Below are 16,720 nucleotides of genomic sequence, written 5' to 3'. Positions count from 1 at the left end.
GCGCCACCTGCTCGGCACCCGCCTGGGTGTCACTTTGGCGCTGTTAGCGCTGGTGATGCCCCAGATAGCCGGGTCGGGAACGGCCCGCGTTCCGGCGGCAACGGGTGTCCTGGTGTGCTGAAGTGTGATCATCAGGTGCCCCTAGTGGACTTCGCGGCGGAGGTGTTGTGAGTGACACGTACGGCGAGTGCCTTTTGGCTCAATGAATCTGGAAGAGGAGAGGTTCGGCAGGTCACACTGGCCGAGCCCGGACCGGGCGAGGTCGAGGTGCGCACGCTGCACTCCGGGGTGAGCCGCGGCACGGAGACCCTCGTCTTCCGCGGTGGCGTCCCCGAGAACCAGTACGCCACCATGCGCGCTCCGTTCCAGGAGGGTGACTTCCCGTGGCCGGTCAAGTACGGGTACCTCAACGTCGGCGTCGTCGAACACGGACAGCTCAAGGGCCGCACCGTGTTCTGCCTCTATCCACACCAGACCCGTTACGTGGTGCCGGAAACCTCGGTCACGGTCGTCCCCGACAACGTTCCCGCCGAACGAGCCGTGCTCGCCGGCACCGTTGAAACCGCCGTGAACGCCGTGTGGGACGCACATCCGCTGATCGGCGACCGGATCGCGGTGGTCGGCGGCGGCATGGTCGGGTCGAGCATCGCGGCGGTCATCGCCACCTTCCCGGGCGCGCGCGTCCAGCTCGTGGACGCGGATCCCAGCAGGCAGGCCATCGCCGACCAGCTCGGCGTCGGGTTCGCGTTGCCGGACAACGCCCTCGACGGCTGCGACCTCGTCTTCCACGCCAGCGCAACGGAACCCGGCCTCACCACCGCGCTCAACCTGCTCGCCCCGGAAGGCCGCGTGGTCGAACTGAGCTGGTACGGCGACCGGAAGATCGCGGTGCCGCTGGGCGAGTTCTTCCACTCGCGCAGGCTGACGATCCGCAGCAGTCAAGTCGGCGTGGTCGGCCGCCCGGACCGCAGCTACGGCGAACGCATGGCGCTCGCGCTCGATCTGCTGGCCGACGACCGGTTCGACGCGCTCATCACCGGCCACAGCGCGTTCGAGGACCTGCCACAGGTGATGCCGAAGCTCGCCGACGGGGAGATTCCGGCGCTGTGCCACCGGATTGACTACGGTCCCGAGAAGGATGGACACAGCCATGTTTCCGAGTGACACCACGGTCGACGTCCGTGACCAGCGGATCGCCGTGCTCCCGGTCGGCAGCACCGAGCAGCACGGCCCGCACCTGCCGCTGGCCACGGACTCGGTGATCGCGTGGACCATCGCCTCGGCGATCTCGAAAGCCCACGGAGTCCGGCTGCTGCCACCGATCCAGTTCTCGTGCTCGCAGGAACACGCCGACTGGCCCGGCACCGTCAGCATCTCCGCGAGCACGTTGATCTCAGTCATCAACGACATCGCGGACTCTTTGCGGCGCACCGGCGTCGAGCACCTGGTGCTGGTGAACGGCCACGGCGGCAACTACGTGCTGTCGAACATCGTGCAGGAGGGCCGGAACCTCGCGCTCTTCCCCGGCCGGGACGACTGGGCGTCCGCCAGGGAGAAGGCCGGCATCGAGACCTCGGCGTACAGCGACATGCACGCGGGTGAGCTGGAGACCTCGATCCTGCTGCACGCCCACCCCGATCTGATCCGTCCCGGCTACGAAACCGCTGACCACCTGGCGGACGACCGGCGGCACATGCTCACCCTGGGGCTGGCGCCGTACACGGAGTCCGGCGTCATCGGGCTGCCATCGCTCGCGTCAGCGCGCAAGGGCGAGCTCCTGCTCGCGGGTCTGGTCGAGTCCTTCGGCGACTACCTCGACCTTTTCGGCGGTCTTGGCACGGCGTGAAAGCAGCAGCGGAACGGCGCCCGGCAGAGCGGCGACCAACGCCAGCACGCCGTAGACGATGCCGGTGGTGAAACCCTGAGACGCACCCAGTCCGGCCGCACCGAACGCCACCGCGAGGAACGCCTCGCGCGGCCCGAACCCGCCGATGTTGACCGGGATGGCCATGATCAGCAGCGCCAGCACCACGACCGGCGCGAGCTGCGTGATCGTGGCGTCCGACCCGGCGGCGCGGGCGGCGACGACGAACATCGCCACGTACCCGGCGACCGTGGCGGCCGACAGCCCGAGCACCGAGGGCCAGGTCTTGAAGGACAGCAGCCTGATGCCGTCGGCCAGCGTGTTCACCAGCACGCGACGCACCGGCTTGATGTGCCAGCCGGTCACCGCAGCGGCCACGAGACCGGCCAGCACAAGCCCGATGGTGGTGCCGCTCAGGTGCAGGTCGAGGCCGGGCGACGGGTGCAGGAACAGCACCGCGAGCCCGATCCCGATGAGCACCAGCTGCCCGGCGAAGCGCTCGAAGAACACGGCGCGCACGCCACGTCCGACGTCGCCGGACTCACGCCCGTGGTTGACCGCGCGGTGCACGTCGCCGAGCACGCCCGCGGGCAGCACGGCGTTGACGAGCAACGCGCGGTAGTAGTCGCTGACCGCCGTGCGCATGGTCAGCGACAGGCCGAGGCGGCGCGCGATGAGCACCCAGCGACCCGCGCTGAGCACCGTCGTCGCGAACCCGATCGCCAGCGCGGCGGTGACGGAGAACGCGTCGATCGCGCGAAGTCCGTCGAGGAACGCCCCGGTGCCCAGGCGCAAGCCCAGACCCACGAGGATCGCCACCGCCAGCAACAGACGGAGCCACGGCCAAAAACGCTTCATGTCACACAGCTCCCGGTATCGCCAGCAGGTCAACGTGGTGAACCACCGCTGATGCCTCTGACCTGCGACGCAGGTACTCGGGCGCCTCGGCGGCCAGTGCGGGTTCCTGCTCGACCGCCGCGCCCACCCAACCCTTGAGCCATTCCCTCTGCAGCGCGTCAGCGTTCATGCGCCAGGGGCTCGAAGCCGTCCGAACCGAAGCGCCCGCTGCCACGAATGCCTCTTCAGCAGCGGCCGGGGCGTCCGGTCCGAGGAGCTTGCGCCCGTCCACGACGCGGCGCTGGTGAGCGTTGAACGCGTCGGAGAAGGCGGCGTCGAGCGGCTCGGCCGGGTCGAACTCGATCCGGCCTGCCACCGAGAGCGTGAACAGTGCGGGCACATGTGCTTCTACGCAAGCAACGGCCAGAGCGTTCATCTCGTCGGCGGTCAACAGGTCCAGCAGCGCGGAGCACGTGATCAGGTCAGTGCCCGCCAGGTCAGCGGCAGTGAGCGCGGTGAGGTCGCCCTCACGCGTCTCGACGGTGACGTTCTCGAAGGCGCTCATGCCGGCCTCCGCCAGCCCGAGCAGCCGGGGGTCGCGGTCGTGCAGCACCCAGTGCTGTACGCCGCCGAGCCTGCCGGCGAGCCATCGTCCCATCGATCCCGTGCCACAACCCAGGTCACGGATCGTCAGGCGGTTTCGGTTCACCAGTGTTTCGCGCACCACATCCACGAGCTCGGTCGAACGTGCGGATGCGTCGGCGATTTCCCGCAGTGCCAGCCATTCCGGGGCGAAGGTCATGGCCGCAGACTAGCCAGCACCCTCCGCAGGTCCTCTGTGGATTCGTCCCAAGTGGACAGCCGGGCCCGCCGGGTCAGTGCTCGCGCCCGCAGTTCAGCGCGAAATTCTTGATCTTGAAACCAGCGGGTCAGCGCAGCTACCAATGCATTTTCGTCACCTGCTGGAACCAGCAGCCCGCCGTCCCCCAGCGCGTCCGGCACGGCACTCGCGATCACCGGCAGACCACGTGCGAGCGCCTCGGTGACGACCATCCCGTACGTCTCGTTGCGCGACGCCAGCACGAACAGGTCAGCGGCGTCATAAGCCCTGGTCAAGGCCTCGCCGGTGAGCGGTCCGGGGAAGCTGACGCGATCATCTCGCGGCAGTTGCCCGACGAACGGCCGGATCGGGCCCGCACACACGAGCCGCCACTCGTAGTCGATCTTCTGCAACGCCCTGATCAGCAGGTCGTGGCCTTTTCGGGGTGTGATCGAGGCAACGCACAGCAGCTCGCTGACCCCGTCCGTGCCCGCCGCTTCCGGCGCCGGATCGGTGCCGGGAACCACCACGTGCACGGTGTCCAGCCCGTGCCTGGTCTTGATGTTGCGCGCCGCTGTCGGACTGGTCGCGACGACCGCGCTCACAGCCCTCAGGACCTGGCGTTCCTTCTCGTCGAGCAGGCGCGCTGTCTCGGGATCGAGACCGGTCTCGTCAGCCAGCGGCAGGTGCACCAGAACGGCCAGCCTCAGCCGTCGTGCGTGCGGCACGACGACTTCCGGCACACCGCAGCTGACCAGGCCGTCCAGCAGCACGACCTCGCCGTCCGGGATGTCCGCAAGCGTTTGCTCCAACGCCGTGACATCGGACGGGCACGGCCAGTCACCAGCGACGCTCAGCCGGGTGAGGTCTCCCATCACCCTGAGGTCGTAGACGTTGCCGCCGCTGGGACTGGCCGGATCGTCGGCGTCAGCCGGCAGTACGAAGTGCACGCTCGTAGCCGGCCCACGCCACGTGGGACTCGTGGAGTGTGACGGCGATCGCATCGATGCCGTGAGCACCCTCACCGAGAGCGCCCTCGGAAATCTTCTCGGCGAGCTGGTCCGCGATGTGCTTCGCGAGCCACTCCGTGGACGTGTTGATGCCCGCGAACTGCGGTTCCTCGTCCAGATTGCGGTAGTTGAACGCCGCCAGGACCTTGTTCAGCTCCTGCGTGGCGAGTCCGATGTCGACAACGATGTTGTCCGAATCCAGCTCAAGACGTTTGAACGTCGCGTCCACCAGGAACGTTGCTCCATGGAGACGTTGTGCCGGACCGAAGACCTCGCCGCGGAAACTGTGGGCGATCATCACGTGATCGCGGACGGTGATGCTGAACAGGATGACCTCCGCTGTGCGGTCGGGTTACGGTGCGACCTCGCATCCGAGCGTAGTTGAACGCTCGGGAGGCGCCAGGTGGACGAGGGGACCCGAGATGTTCGAACAGGCCTTCAACGACGAAGACGTGGCTGAGTCCGACCTGGTGACCCGCCGCGGCACCTTCCGCGCTGTTGCGTTCCGCGCGAACGGTCACGAGCACATGGCGCTCGTCTACGGCAAGACGAAGCTGCGCGAGAACGTGCTGGTGCGCATCCACTCCGAGTGCATGACCGGTGACATCTTCGCGGCCATGCGCTGCGAGTGCGGTGAGCAGCTGGACGCCGCGCTGAACACCATCGTGCGCGAAGGCAGCGGCATCCTGGTCTACCTGCGCGGCCACGAAGGCCGCGGCATCGGTCTGGTGGACAAGATCCGCACGCACGTCCTGCAGGACCAGGGCCTGGACACGCTGGACTCCGCGACGTCGCTGGGTCTTCCCGTGGACGTCCGGGACTACACGCCCGCCGCCCGTGTGCTGCGCCACCTCCGCGTGCAGTCCGTGCGGCTGATGTCCAACAACCCGGACAAGATCGCGGCGCTGGAGGAGAACGGCATCCCGGTCACGGCTCGGGTGCCGTCGCTGATGACGCCCAACCCGCACAACATCGCGTACCTGACGGCGAAGCGCGACCGGCTAGGCCACGACCTGCCGCAGGTCGACTCGTTCACGCTGCCGCACGCCCGTTGATTTCCCCGCACGCGCCGCTCAGAATGACTCGATGCTGGCGCTGCGAGCAGGGCGTGCGTTCGACGGTGAGCACTCCGTCGCCGGTCCCGTCACGGTCATCACCGAGAACGGCACGATCAAAGCTGTCGAGCAGGGCCACCCCGACGTTCCCGGTGCCGAGGTCGTCGATCTCGGCACCGCCACCGTCCTACCGGGACTGATCGACACCCACGTGCACCTCTGCGCGGACAGCGAGAACGGCGCGCTGGACCGGCTGCCCGGCTTCTCGCCCGAGCAGATCGACGCGGTGATCGAGGACAGCCTCGCGCGTCAGCTCAGGGCCGGCGTGACGACGGTCCGCGACCTGGGTGACCACCAGTGGTCGGTGATCGAGCAGCGCGGCCGGCACGTCCAGCGCGTCCTCGGCTCCGGCCCGCCCATCACCTGTCCCCGAGGCCATTGCTGGTCCATGGGCGGCGAGACCTCCGGCGACGACGCGTTGCGGCGAGCCGTGCGCGAGCGCGCCGAACGCAAGGTCGACATCGTGAAGATCATGGCCAGCGGCGGTTTCGCGACCCCTGGTACGAACGTGAGCGACTGCCAGTTCACCGAGCACGAGCTGCGCGTGGTGGTCGAGGAAGCCCACGCGCACGGCCTGCCGGTGACCGCCCACGCCCACAGCCTCGCTGCGGCACAACGAGCCGTGGCCGCGGGAGTGGACGGCATCGAACACCTCTCCTGCCTGACCGACCGGGGCATGCAGGTTCCTCCCGACCTGATGGACGCCCTGGCCGAGGCGGACATCGCGGTGTGCCACACCCTGGGCGTCACGCAGGAACCGCCGCCGTTCATCAAGGAGGCGTGGGAGAAGATCGGCATGAGCTACACCACCAAGGTCAGCATGGCCGGTCTGATGTACGACCACGGCGTGAAGACCGTGGCGGGCACCGATGGCGGTATCGGTGCGGGCAAACCGCACGGTGCTCTGCCTTTTTCGGTCGCCGATCTGGTCAAGGGCGGAGTGCCCAACGCGGGTGCGCTGGCCGCCGCGACGAGTCAGGCCGCGAAGGTGTGCGGTGTCACCAAAGGCGTGCTCAAGCCGGGGTGGGACGCGGACATCATCGCCGTGCGGGGAGATCCCATGCGCGACATCACGGCGCTCGGGAACGTGACAACCGTGGTGATCGGCGGTCAGATCGTGACGACGACCTTGCCGATGGACCGTCGCGAGTAGACGTGCTCGACGGCGTCGAGTGCCTCGGACAACGGGAAAGTGCGTTCCACCGCGGGTTTGACCTCGCCGGCCTCGATCAACACGCGGAGCTCGTCGAACACGTCGGCGCGTTCTGCCGACATGAGCATCACGAGCTTCTGCGACACGAACGGGTTCATCGCCGCCGCGCGCAACGCCCGTTCGAACCCGCCGGTGATCGCTCCCCCGGTCTCGGCACCGACCAGCACGATTGTTCCGCGCGGGGTGGCAGCCCTGCGCAGCCGGGACAACGGCCGGTTGCCGCCGCAGTCCAGGATGAGGTCGTACGCGCCGGTGAAGTCCCCGGCGGTGTAGTCGAAGACCTCGTCCGCAATCGACCGCACCATGCCCACCTTGCGCGTGCTGCACACACCGGTGACGTGTGCGCCAAGGGCTTTCGCGATCTGCACGCCGTACGACCCGACGCCGCCACCGGCTCCGAGCACCAGAACCCGTTGCCCCGGCTCGACGTCACGCAACCCCTGCAACGCGGTGCCTCCCGAGATCGGCACCGCGGCCGCGTCCGTGAAGGAGACGTTCCCGGGCTTGCGCGCGAGCCGGGAGACCGGCGCGACCGCGTACTCGGCGAACGACCCCTCGCACGTGCCGAACACCTCGTCGCCGACCGCGAACCCGGTGACACCGGGGCCCAATGCCGCGACCACACCGGAAACATCCCTGCCAGGCACGGGACATTTCGGCCCGCGGAGCCCGAAACCGAGGAACCGCAGGAGGTACGGCTTGCCGGAGAGCAGGTGCCAGGTGCCCATGTCGACCCCGGCCGCCCGCACCTCCAGCAGAACCTCACCCTGCCCGGGCACGGACACGTCCAGGTCACCGAGCACCGCCGATCCGTATCTTCGTTGCACGACAGCCTTCACAGCTCTTCCTCCTCCGGGTACTGGAACACGTCTTCGAGCGACACCTTGAACACGCGCGCGATCTTGAAGGCCACTTCCAGCGAGGGCGAGTACTTGCCCTGCTCGATGGCGATCAGCGTCTGCCGCGTCACGCCGACGGCCTTCGCGAGATCGGCTTGCTTCATCTCCTCGTGCGCGAATCGCAGCGCGCGGATGGAGTTCGTGACTTTCGTCGGCTTCACCGCATTCCCCGCCGGTACGCCGCGATCTTGGCGAGGGACCCGAGCAGCGCGGACAGCACGAAGCACAGGTAGAGCACGTTCGCGATCCAGAAGTACGGCGCCTCGACCATCGCGAGCGCCATCGCCGAGATGCCGCCGATCACGACGAACGACTGGCCGATGTGGTCGCCGAACCGGCCGATCTCGCGGTCCCGTTCGTCGGCCTGCAGGCCGTCGTCGCGCGCGGCGATGCCGAACCAGATCCCCGTCACGATGCCGAAGACGATCCCGAGCCCGATCGTCCACAGCAGCGCCCCGATGTACGGCGCTTCAGCCAGCGGCCGCCCATGTCTGCCGGTCAGCACGAGCAGGACATACACGGCATAACCGACCACGGCGGACGCCGCCAAGGCCCACGCCCGTTTCTCCTCAACCGCCACGTCCCACCCCTGATGTCAAAGAAACCTGACACGACCAAGGTAAAGTGAAGCAGACACCGTGTCAAACATCTTTGACTTGCACCCGGTCTTGATCGACGCGTCCGGATGGCGGTCGACTACCGCCGATTGGCCCCTATAGCGTGCGGCTCATGCTCCGTCCGATCCTTGTTGCGTGCGCGCTTGCCCTCACGGCGTGTGGTCAAGCCGGAGTGGCGGCTCCTTCCGCCACCACGAGCACGCAACCGACGTCCCCGTCGACTTCGCACACGCCCGCCGCGGCCGTCGCCACCCCTGAGGTGTGCGCGTTGCCCGACAGCGGTTTCGAGTGCGGGTTCCAGAAGCGCATCGTGGACGCGAAGGCCTACGCGGAGACGCGGCCGGGCACCGTCGGCATCGTGCTGCGCGACCGCAAGACCGGGGTGACGTGGCGCAACGACCACGCGGGCGACATGACCTGGACGGCCTCGACGATCAAGCTCGCGATGGTGGTGAACCTGCTGGAGCGCAACCGGTCCGGCAAGATCACGCTCACCTCCGACGACCGCCGGTTGATGACCGCGATGCTGCACAGCTCCGACGACAACGCCGCGGACTCGTTGTGGAAGAAGTACACCGGCACGACGTTCAACGCGGCGTTCCCGAAGTACGGAATGACCGATTTGGTGCCACAAAAGGGTTATTCGTCCACTTTTCCCTATTGGGGCTTCCAGAAGTGCACGACGAACGACCTCGACCGGTTGATCAACTACGTGCTGGACACCGTGCCCGCCGAGGACCGCGAGTACATCGTCGGGCAGATGCGGCAGGTCGGTCCCGAGCAGCAGTGGGGTGTCTGGGGACCGGACTCGGGCACGAAGAACGGCTGGTCGGAGGAAGACGGCGGCTGGGTGATGAACTCCGTCGGCTTCGTCGGGCAGGACGCGCGGTACACCGTTGCGATCATGAACAACCTCAGGGGCGAAGGCGGCTACGACGCCGGCCGGCAGACTGATACGGAGATCACCCGCATCCTTTTCCGCTGAACGTCAGAGGACTGTCAGACCCGGTTGCTAGCGTTGTCCCCGACCTGCTCGGAACTGGGGAAGGGGTCGATGGTGCCGGACCGGAGGGCACAGCTGGAGGAGAAGATCCGCGAGTTCCAGGAGCAGGCCGCCAGAGCGGGCCAGCTCAAGGACAAGATCTCGGAACTGCGCGGGCAGGCTCGCAGCGGCGACGGCTCGGTGATCGTCACGGTCGCGCCGTCCGGCGCGGTGCTGGGGTTGCAGCTCAGTCCCAACGCGATGAAGTACAGCCACACGCAGCTGCAGCAGGAGATCCTGGCGACGATCAGGGCTGCGACGCAGCAGGCCGCGCAGATGCTGCAGGAGACGGTCGTGCCGGTGCTCGGCGACCAGGCGGAGAAGTTCAAGGAGGCGTTCAACGCGCACGCCGGCGTGATGATGCCGGACGCGCCGCCTCAGAACGCGCCGCAGCAGCAGTTTTCGCCTCCGCCACCGCAGCAGCAGTATGCGCCGCCACCGCCGCAGCACCGGCCGCCGCCTGTGTCGCACCCCGCACCGGGGAACCGTCCGAGGCCGAGGCCGGTCTCAGACGATGACGACTTCGGCGGCAACTCGATCCTGAGGTGACTGGGGCATGACGGGTTTCAACGTGCAGGGCGGTGCCCTCACGGCGCACAGCAACGGTTCGAAGGAGGCCGCCGGCCACTTCGGACAGTTGGCGACACTGCTCGAACAGGCACGGGTGAGCGACGACTGCTTCGGCCCGCTCGGCGAGCTGATGGCGTACAAGTACTTCGAGGGCCTGCAGGAATGCCAGGAGATGGCCAACAAGGCCAAGGGCTTCCTGGAGGGCGTGGCCGAGCGCACGGAGGCGACGGCGCAGACGTACCGCGACGTCGAGGACGCGATCCACCAGGGGTTCCAGAAGCTCGGCTCCAGCGGTGGCCCGGGGACGCTGAACGATCTGAACAGCGCGGGCGACGCCGGGCGCAAGAGCGACTTCGAGCAGAACGCGGGCTACGGCAGCTCGTGGGTGAGCACCAGCGGTGACGTCTCGCGGGCCAGCAGCCCGCCGGACGTGGCGATCGCGGCCGTGAACTCGCGCATGGAGCAGCTGCAGCTCGTGACGAGCCCGGGCAAGTCGCTCATCGACAACGGTCTCGGCTTCCTGATCGGCATCGTGATCAGCCCGATCGTCGAGTTCGTGCTCGAACCCGCGATCGGCGACCCGGAGCAGATGCGCAGCACCGCCACGGGCTGGGGCAAGGTCGCGGACTGGGTGCAGCAGGCCGGCGAGCACGAGAAGACCCGCGCGTCCGCGATGGCACAGCCGTGGACCGGCGAGGCGGGCGACAAGTTCCGCCAGCAGATGGACGAGTTCGGTCTTGGCGCGGAGGCGTTCTCCAACGAGATCCGCGGCCTGCAGCAGATGCTGGATCTCGCCGCCGATCTCTTCGACGCGTTCGTCGAGATCTGCATCGACATCCTGCAGGAGCTCGTGATGGGCCTGATCATCGAGTGGCTGGCCGCGCTGGCCGCCTCGTGGATCACGGCCGGTGCCTCGATGGGCGCCGCGGGTGTCGCCACCACCGCCGAGGTCACCGGCACGATGGCGCGCCTCGGCATGAAGGTCAAGCAGCTGCTCGGCAAGCTCATGCCGTTGATCAAGAAGCTCGAGGAGATGCTGGTCAAGCTGCGCAAGGGCCCGTTGAAGAAGCTCGTCGAGAAGGCGGAGGACCTGCGCAACGGCAACAAGGCCGAGAAGTGGCTGATGCGCAAGGTCGACGGCAACCCGATGGCCAAGATCCTCACCAAGGCCAACACCAAGATCGACGACGGCGCCGAGGCCGCGACGATGGCGTCGAAGACGGGCAACCGCTTCGCCGAGCGGTTCGGTGTGAACGGTGAGGGTGCGGACTCGCTGACCACGAACCTCGCCGAAACGGGCCTGCGCATGGCGGGGATGAGCGGCACGGGCCACGTGCCGACGGCGATCAAGAACGGGGTCATGGAGAACGCGCCCGGCCTCGCGGTGGAGCAGGGCATCAAGTACGGCTACAACAAGGGTCAGGACCCGTCCTCAGACGACGAGCGTGCTGACGCCATGAACCGCGGATTCGAGTACGAGTGATCTTCTCGGCACCACTGGGCCCAGGCCACGTCGCCCGGCAGCACGTCTGCCGGGCCGGCGAGTCGCTGGTCTGGGCCATGTACCGGCAGACCTTCTACTACAACATCGACGGTCTCGACCAGCTCGGAGCACCGGGCCGCTCGCTGTTCGCACGCGGTGCGTCCGCTGTGGGCCGAGGAGTGGGCGAGTTCGCGCTGACCTTCATCGGCGGTGGCGGGGATTCGGCCGACGAGAAGCCGCCGGAGGCCGATCACCTGGTCTTCGGGCCTTCGGGTTCGTCGCTCGCGGCGCGTGCGGTGTCGGGGTTGTCGCCCGGCAAACGCCAGAACCGGTTGTGGGCCTTGACGTCCACTCGTCTGGTGATCGCCCATCGGGTCGTGGTGGAGCAGACTCCCGCGGAACCGGAGCCGAAATCGTTCCTGGGCAAGGCGATCGGGTTCGGCAAGGACATCGGCAAGATCCTCCTGGACAACCGCCTCACTTTCGGCGAGCACGTGGAGGGTGAGCCGGTCGCCGTGCCGGACTACCAGGTGAGCGTGGAGATTCCGCGCGCCCAGATCGCCGATGTGCAGTCGTCCGGCTCCTCTCTGCGGGTGGTGCTGGTGGACGGCTCGGGCTTCGAGTTCCTGCTGAAGCCCAAGGTTCCGGCGCAGAACAAGATCGTCGCGAAGGAGCTGACCAAGCACTGGCTACGTCGCGGCGAGAACCTGGTGCTGGGCCTGCCACCGGTCTTCGGGCACGTCGGCGGTGTCGTCGGCGGCTCGCTGCACGTGCCGTGGAGTCCGGTGGGCGCAATGCCTCCGCTCACCCTCGACAAGCTGCGCTGGCCACTCCCCGCGCCGCCATCACCGCCGGACTGGGTCGACGACCCGACCCTCGGCTACTGGGTCGAGGCGCCAGGCGCGTCCTCCACGGCCGTGCAGCTCGCCGACCACTTCGCCTTCAGCCGCGGCAACGGGCGGCTGGCGGTGAGCGACCAGCGCGTGGCCGTGGTCTACCCGACGCATCTGTTCGAGGCCAAGCCGTCCAGCGTCTTCACGACGTTCGCGGAGATCCCGCGCAATGCCGTGCGACTGGAAACCCCTTACGTGGGCGCGAGTTTGCCCGTGCAGCCGATCGTGCGCCTGGCGTTCGCGGACGGGTCACGTTTGGACCTGCGTCAACCCTGAGCCCGGTCAGCGCGCGAGGTCAGGCACCTGGGCGATGAGATCCTCCGGCGCCGACAACCGCCACGCCTCGAACACCAGCTCCGCGAGCTCGTCCGCGTCGATGCCCTCCAGGTACACCACGACCCAGCCGAAGCCACCCGCGGTGAACTGCACCTCGAAGACGTCCGGCCGTTCGGCGACGAGCGCGAGCTGCTCGGACAGCGTCTGCTTCAGCCCGACGGTCTGCGTGCGCGGCCAGAAGTACGCGAACACCTTGCCCCGCACCTTCAAGGTGTCGTACGAGCTTCCGGACGTCCGCTTCACCTCGGCGAGCGCGTCCACGATCTTGCGGAGCTGCTTCTCCGATGTCGCCACTGCCGACCCCCAAAGCCGAAGGGCAGCAGTATAAGTCCGCTCAGCGCCGCGGTTTGATCAACCGTGGCACCGCGGCGACAACGCAGTGCCGTTGCGTGGCCAGGTGCGCCGCATCCGTGACGATCGGCCCGGCCGCGGGCGAGGCATCGCCCCACGCGCTCGCCGGCGACAGCACCGGCGTGAGCGATTCCCACGGCCGCAACCCGGCGTCGACCACCGCGTTCGCGTGCGCCTCGGCCAACGCGTTGAGCTTGACCGTCGTCGCCTCGGCCGAGATCGAGTTGATGACGGCGTGGCCGGCGGACTGGCCGATCGACGACCTCACGGCAGACGAGTCGTGGCCCGTGTGCACCTCATCGAGGCGTTCGACCGCGCCGGAGTCAGCGAACTGGTTGATCCGCTAAGACCGTCGTCGGTGTGACGCGGCTGCGTTGAGTCAGCACCACGCAGACGAGCACGACCGCGGCGGTGGCGAGGGCGGGCCAGCCGACCGGTTCGCCCAGCACCAGCGCCGACCAGATCAGGGTGAGAACCGGTTGGGCCAGCTGGATTTGGCCGATCTTGGCGACCCCGCCCGCGGCCAGACCCGCGTACCAGGCGAAGAAGCCCAGGAACATCGAGATCAGGGCCACGTAAGCGAAACTGAGCCAGACAACGGTATCAGCGCGCGAGAAGTCCGCCGTGTACAAGGAAACCGGCAGAGTTACCGGCAACGAGACCACCAGGGCCCAGCAGATCGTGCGGGCGCCGCCGAGCTCGCGGGAGAGGGCGCCTCCCTCGGCATAACCCAAGCCGCACAACACAACCGCGATCAGCAAGTACGCATCGGCAACACCGAGCGAACCCGAGAAGCCGCCGCCGGTAGCCACGAACGCCAGCACCGCGAGCAGGCCCGCGCCGCTCGACAACCAGAACACCAACGGCGGCCGTTCGGAGGCGCGCAGAACCGCCCAGATCGCGGTGGACATCGGCAGCACGGCGATCACCACGGCGCCGTGGGCCGAGGTTTGGGTGGTCAAGGCCAACGAGGTGAACAGCGGGAAGCCGACCACGATGCCGAGAGCGACGACGACCAGGCGGCGGATCTGCGTTACGGACGGGAGCGGGGCGCGCGATAACGCCAGGTACCCAACCGCAAGGACACCGGCGACCAAGGCACGGCCGAAAGCGACGAACCACGGGTCGAGCCCGAGTACTGCCAGGCGGGTTGCCGGCAGCGAGAAGCTGAAGCCCAGCACACCCAAAGCGCCGAGTGTTACCCCTGCGGGCGCGATAACGTTACTCTTGGCTCTCATGAATGAGGATAACGCAGCCGTCCGCGTTATCGAGGACCTGAGAGCGGCGGCACAGGCCGGGCGCGCGGGCGATCGGATGCCGTCGGTGCGGGAGCTGATGACGAAGCACCGCGCCTCGCCCGCGACCGTGCAGCAGGCGATCCAGCACCTCACCGCGGAAGGGCTCGTCGAGGTCCGGCCGGGTCGAGGCAGCTACATCGCCCGACGAGCCACGCCGAAAAGCCAGGACCTGTCGTGGCAGGCGGTCGCGCTCGGCGAGGGCCGGCCGGGCGAGGACCTCGTGGCCAACCTCGTCGCGGTGCCGAAGCCCGAGGTCATCCCCCTGTCCAGCGGGTATCTCGACCCCGATCTGCAGCCGATGGACGCGCTCGGCGCCGCGCTCACCAGGGCGGCGCGCAGGCCCGCGTCGTGGGGACGGGTGCCGGTCGAGGGCAAGGAGGAGCTGCGCGCCTGGTTCGCGAAGGAGGCGGGCGGCGAGCTCAGGGCCGGCGACATGACGGTGTGCGCGGGCGCCCAGGAAGCGCTCGCGACGGTGTTCAGAGGGCTCGCCGAGAGAGGCGACGCGGTGCTCGTCGAGGCGCCGACGTACCTCGGCGCGATCGCGGCGGCGAGAGATGCCGGGCTCAAGGTCGTTCCGGTGCCGGCGGACGACCACGGAGTCAGGCCGGACCTGCTCAGAGCCGCGTTCGAGCACACCAGAGCGAAGCTCTTCTACTGCCAGCCGCTGCACGCGAACCCGCACGGCGCCGTCCTCGCCGAAGAGCGGCGGCCCGAGGTCATGGAGATCGTCCGCACGGCGGGCGCGTTCCTGGTCGAGGACGACTGGGCGCGCGGCTTCACGATCGACGGCACCGCGCCACCCACGCTGGCCTCGCAGGACACCGACGGGCACGTCGTCTACGTGCGGTCGCTGACCAAGGTGGCCGCGCCGGGGCTGCGCGTCGCCGTGATCGGGGCGCGCGGGCCGGCGGGCATCCGGCTCAAGAACACCCGGTCGCGGCAGGACCTCTACGTGGCCGGGCCGTTGCAGGAGGCGGCGATCGACTTCGTGACGTCGCCGGTGTGGCGGCGGCACCTCCGCACGCTGCAGCAGTCCCTCAGGACCAGGCGCGACGCTCTGCGCCGCGAGGTCCGCGAGCACCTGCCGGAGTTCGAGGTGGCGCGGTCGTCCGGCGGGCTGCACCTGTGGGCGAGGCTGCCGGACGGCGTGGACGACCTGGAGCTGACGGCGGCCGCGGCGGCGCGCGACGTCGTGGTGTTCCCCGGCAGGCCGTGGTTCGCCGCTGAACCGCAGGGCTGTTTTCTCCGTTTGACCTACGGCGGAGCACCTGAACACGTGCTCGCCGAGGGCGTGCGGCGGTTGGCCGACGCCGTGGCCGCCACGAGGCGATGACCTGGTCGAGTGAATTGCATCGTTCGTTAACTTGACTCACTCCAGAAAAGACGGCAGGGTAGCTCCCGTGCCCACGGCTTCCGACTTCGAGCGCTTGTTGCGAGGGGTGTCACTTCGGGTGACGGCTCCGCGGATAGCTGTGCTGTCCGCGGTGCACGAACACCCGCACGCCGACACGGACTCGATCATCGGTGTCGTGCGTCAGAACCTCGGCGCGGTCTCTCACCAGGCCGTGTACGACGTGCTCCGCGCGTTGACCGGAGCCGGCCTGTTGCGACGCATCGAACCCCAGGGGTCGGTGGCGCGTTATGAGGCGCGCGTCGGGGACAACCACCACCATGTCGTGTGCAGATCCTGCGGTGCGATCGCCGACGTCGACTGTGCGACCGGCGCCGCGCCCTGCCTGGACGCATCCGACGACCACGGGTTCGTCATCGACGAGGCCGAGGTCATCTACTGGGGCACCTGCCCCGAGTGCACGACCGCCGCGAAAAGTTCCTGAACACCCGGAAGGATTCCCGTGTCCGACAGCACTGACGCCAAGCTGAGCGAGCTGAACGTGGAGGAGGCAGGCGGCTGCCCGGTCGCGCACGGGCGACTCAGCCACCCCACCGAGGGCGGCGGCAACCGCGACTGGTGGCCCAAGCAGCTCAACCTCCGGATCCTCCGCAAGCACCCCGTCCAGGCCAACCCCATGGGCGGCGAGTTCGACTACGGCAAGGAGTTCCTGACCGTCGACCTCGACGAGCTGGCGCGCGACGTCGACGCCGTGCTGACCGAGTCGAAGGACTGGTGGCCGGCGGACTTCGGGCACTACGGCCCGTTCATGATCCGCATGGCGTGGCACAGCGCGGGCACCTACCGCACCCACGACGGCCGCGGTGGCGCCGGTGCGGGCATGCAGCGCTTCGCCCCGCTGAACAGCTGGCCGGACAACGGCAACCTGGACCGTCCCGGAGATCGCTGCCGCTGTCGCGTCCCAGGTGAGTTTGGCCCGCTGCTTGCACGCGCTGGCGAAGCTCCACCACGCGGGTCATCT

General features: G+C 68.4%; 20 protein-coding genes and 1 pseudogene. 11 read left to right on the top strand and 10 right to left on the bottom strand.

The features are described 5' to 3' along the window. Window positions 1–171: 171 nt before the first annotated feature. Both ABZX92_RS40030 and ABZX92_RS40025 read left to right on the top strand, forming a co-directional pair. Window positions 172–1,164, top strand: a complete 993-nt coding sequence (locus ABZX92_RS40030) for a zinc-binding alcohol dehydrogenase (RefSeq protein ID WP_355570694.1) — start codon at window positions 172–174, stop codon at window positions 1,162–1,164. Further along, window positions 1,151–1,846, top strand: a complete 696-nt coding sequence (locus tag ABZX92_RS40025; protein WP_355570693.1) for a creatininase family protein — start codon at window positions 1,151–1,153, stop codon at window positions 1,844–1,846. The genes ABZX92_RS40030 and ABZX92_RS40025 overlap by 14 nt, the downstream gene beginning before the upstream one ends. On the opposite strand, the gene ABZX92_RS40020 is transcribed toward ABZX92_RS40025, so the two are convergent. From ABZX92_RS40020 to ABZX92_RS40005, 4 genes are read right to left on the bottom strand one after another with little or no spacing between them, the layout of a single operon-like run. After that, complete coding sequence (locus ABZX92_RS40020; RefSeq protein WP_355570692.1) at window positions 1,757–2,722, bottom strand: lysylphosphatidylglycerol synthase transmembrane domain-containing protein; 966 nt, start codon at window positions 2,720–2,722, stop codon at window positions 1,757–1,759. The two genes, ABZX92_RS40025 and ABZX92_RS40020, sit on opposite strands and share 90 nt — an antisense overlap. A gap of 1 nt (window position 2,723) precedes the next feature. After that, window positions 2,724–3,503, bottom strand: coding sequence for a class I SAM-dependent methyltransferase (locus ABZX92_RS40015; protein ID WP_355570691.1), 780 nt, complete (start codon window positions 3,501–3,503; stop codon window positions 2,724–2,726). Then, a complete protein-coding gene (locus ABZX92_RS40010; RefSeq protein ID WP_355570690.1) occupies window positions 3,500–4,471 on the bottom strand; it encodes a glycosyltransferase family 4 protein in 972 nt (323 codons plus the stop codon). The genes ABZX92_RS40015 and ABZX92_RS40010 overlap by 4 nt, the downstream gene beginning before the upstream one ends. Further along, window positions 4,449–4,859, bottom strand: a complete 411-nt coding sequence (locus tag ABZX92_RS40005; protein ID WP_045311352.1) for a 6-carboxytetrahydropterin synthase — start codon at window positions 4,857–4,859, stop codon at window positions 4,449–4,451. The genes ABZX92_RS40010 and ABZX92_RS40005 overlap by 23 nt, the downstream gene beginning before the upstream one ends. Before the next feature lie 94 nt (window positions 4,860–4,953). Between ABZX92_RS40005 and ribA the strand changes: the two genes are divergently transcribed. Next, window positions 4,954–5,586 (top strand): GTP cyclohydrolase II, encoded by a 633-nt coding sequence (gene ribA, locus ABZX92_RS40000; protein WP_355570689.1) that lies wholly within the window; start codon window positions 4,954–4,956, stop codon window positions 5,584–5,586. A 31-nt stretch (window positions 5,587–5,617) separates the two neighbouring features. Beyond that, a complete protein-coding gene (locus ABZX92_RS39995) occupies window positions 5,618–6,799 on the top strand; it encodes an amidohydrolase family protein (RefSeq protein WP_355570688.1) in 1,182 nt (393 codons plus the stop codon). Here the strand turns inward: ABZX92_RS39995 and ABZX92_RS39990 are convergent. Genes ABZX92_RS39990 through ABZX92_RS39980 form a run of 3 tightly spaced genes read right to left on the bottom strand, consistent with a single transcriptional unit; the run spans window position 6,757 to window position 8,338 of the window. After that, window positions 6,757–7,698 carry an NAD(P)-dependent alcohol dehydrogenase gene (locus ABZX92_RS39990; RefSeq protein WP_355570687.1) on the bottom strand — a complete coding sequence of 314 codons (942 nt, stop codon included), beginning with the start codon at window positions 7,696–7,698 and terminating at the stop codon, window positions 6,757–6,759. The genes ABZX92_RS39995 and ABZX92_RS39990 overlap by 43 nt on opposite strands. Then, the gene (locus tag ABZX92_RS39985) at window positions 7,695–7,919 is read right to left on the bottom strand and encodes a helix-turn-helix transcriptional regulator (protein ID WP_355570686.1); all 225 of its coding nucleotides are present in this window, start codon (window positions 7,917–7,919) and stop codon (window positions 7,695–7,697) included. Before ABZX92_RS39985 ends, ABZX92_RS39990 begins: the two co-directional genes overlap by 4 nt. Continuing rightward, on the bottom strand, window positions 7,916–8,338 hold the full coding sequence (locus tag ABZX92_RS39980; protein WP_355570685.1) for a hypothetical protein: 423 nt from the start codon (window positions 8,336–8,338) through the stop codon (window positions 7,916–7,918). The genes ABZX92_RS39985 and ABZX92_RS39980 overlap by 4 nt, the downstream gene beginning before the upstream one ends. 149 nt (window positions 8,339–8,487) lie before the next feature. Here ABZX92_RS39980 and ABZX92_RS39975 point away from each other — a divergent pair, with 149 nt between their 5' ends. The 4 genes from ABZX92_RS39975 (at window position 8,488) to ABZX92_RS39960 (ending at window position 12,639) form a co-directional block, all read left to right on the top strand. Beyond that, window positions 8,488–9,360 carry a tat pathway signal sequence gene (locus tag ABZX92_RS39975; RefSeq protein WP_355570684.1) on the top strand — a complete coding sequence of 291 codons (873 nt, stop codon included), beginning with the start codon at window positions 8,488–8,490 and terminating at the stop codon, window positions 9,358–9,360. Between the two features lie 69 nt (window positions 9,361–9,429). Continuing rightward, window positions 9,430–9,966, top strand: coding sequence for a YbaB/EbfC family nucleoid-associated protein (locus ABZX92_RS39970; RefSeq protein WP_355570683.1), 537 nt, complete (start codon window positions 9,430–9,432; stop codon window positions 9,964–9,966). A gap of 7 nt (window positions 9,967–9,973) precedes the next feature. After that, window positions 9,974–11,470 (top strand): WXG100 family type VII secretion target, encoded by a 1,497-nt coding sequence (locus ABZX92_RS39965; protein WP_355570682.1) that lies wholly within the window; start codon window positions 9,974–9,976, stop codon window positions 11,468–11,470. Beyond that, the gene (locus ABZX92_RS39960) at window positions 11,467–12,639 is read left to right on the top strand and encodes a hypothetical protein (protein WP_355570681.1); all 1,173 of its coding nucleotides are present in this window, start codon (window positions 11,467–11,469) and stop codon (window positions 12,637–12,639) included. Before ABZX92_RS39965 ends, ABZX92_RS39960 begins: the two co-directional genes overlap by 4 nt. A 6-nt stretch (window positions 12,640–12,645) precedes the next feature. Here ABZX92_RS39960 and ABZX92_RS39955 read toward each other — a convergent pair whose 3' ends face one another. From ABZX92_RS39955 to ABZX92_RS39945, 3 genes are read right to left on the bottom strand one after another with little or no spacing between them, the layout of a single operon-like run. Then, complete coding sequence (locus ABZX92_RS39955; RefSeq protein WP_355570680.1) at window positions 12,646–12,993, bottom strand: MmcQ/YjbR family DNA-binding protein; 348 nt, start codon at window positions 12,991–12,993, stop codon at window positions 12,646–12,648. A gap of 40 nt (window positions 12,994–13,033) precedes the next feature. Further along, a complete protein-coding gene (locus ABZX92_RS39950; protein WP_355570679.1) occupies window positions 13,034–13,318 on the bottom strand; it encodes a hypothetical protein in 285 nt (94 codons plus the stop codon). Window positions 13,319–13,373: 55 nt separating this feature from the next. After that, a complete protein-coding gene (locus ABZX92_RS39945) occupies window positions 13,374–14,288 on the bottom strand; it encodes a DMT family transporter (protein ID WP_355570678.1) in 915 nt (304 codons plus the stop codon). Here ABZX92_RS39945 and ABZX92_RS39940 point away from each other — a divergent pair. From ABZX92_RS39940 to ABZX92_RS39930, 3 genes and pseudogenes are all read left to right on the top strand, one after another. Continuing rightward, the gene (locus ABZX92_RS39940) at window positions 14,287–15,681 is read left to right on the top strand and encodes a PLP-dependent aminotransferase family protein (protein ID WP_355570677.1); all 1,395 of its coding nucleotides are present in this window, start codon (window positions 14,287–14,289) and stop codon (window positions 15,679–15,681) included. The two genes, ABZX92_RS39945 and ABZX92_RS39940, sit on opposite strands and share 2 nt — an antisense overlap. Window positions 15,682–15,748: 67 nt before the next feature. Then, on the top strand, window positions 15,749–16,183 hold the full coding sequence (locus ABZX92_RS39935; protein WP_355570676.1) for a Fur family transcriptional regulator: 435 nt from the start codon (window positions 15,749–15,751) through the stop codon (window positions 16,181–16,183). A gap of 18 nt (window positions 16,184–16,201) precedes the next feature. Then, window positions 16,202–16,720: pseudogene (locus ABZX92_RS39930) on the top strand (hypothetical protein); the annotation flags it as partial.

This window comes from Lentzea sp. NPDC006480, from assembly GCF_040611995.1.
Taxonomy (GTDB): Bacteria; Actinomycetota; Actinomycetes; order Mycobacteriales; family Pseudonocardiaceae; genus Lentzea.
Note: the sequence above shows the minus strand (reverse complement) of the source record. Positions and strands in the feature narration are given on the sequence as shown.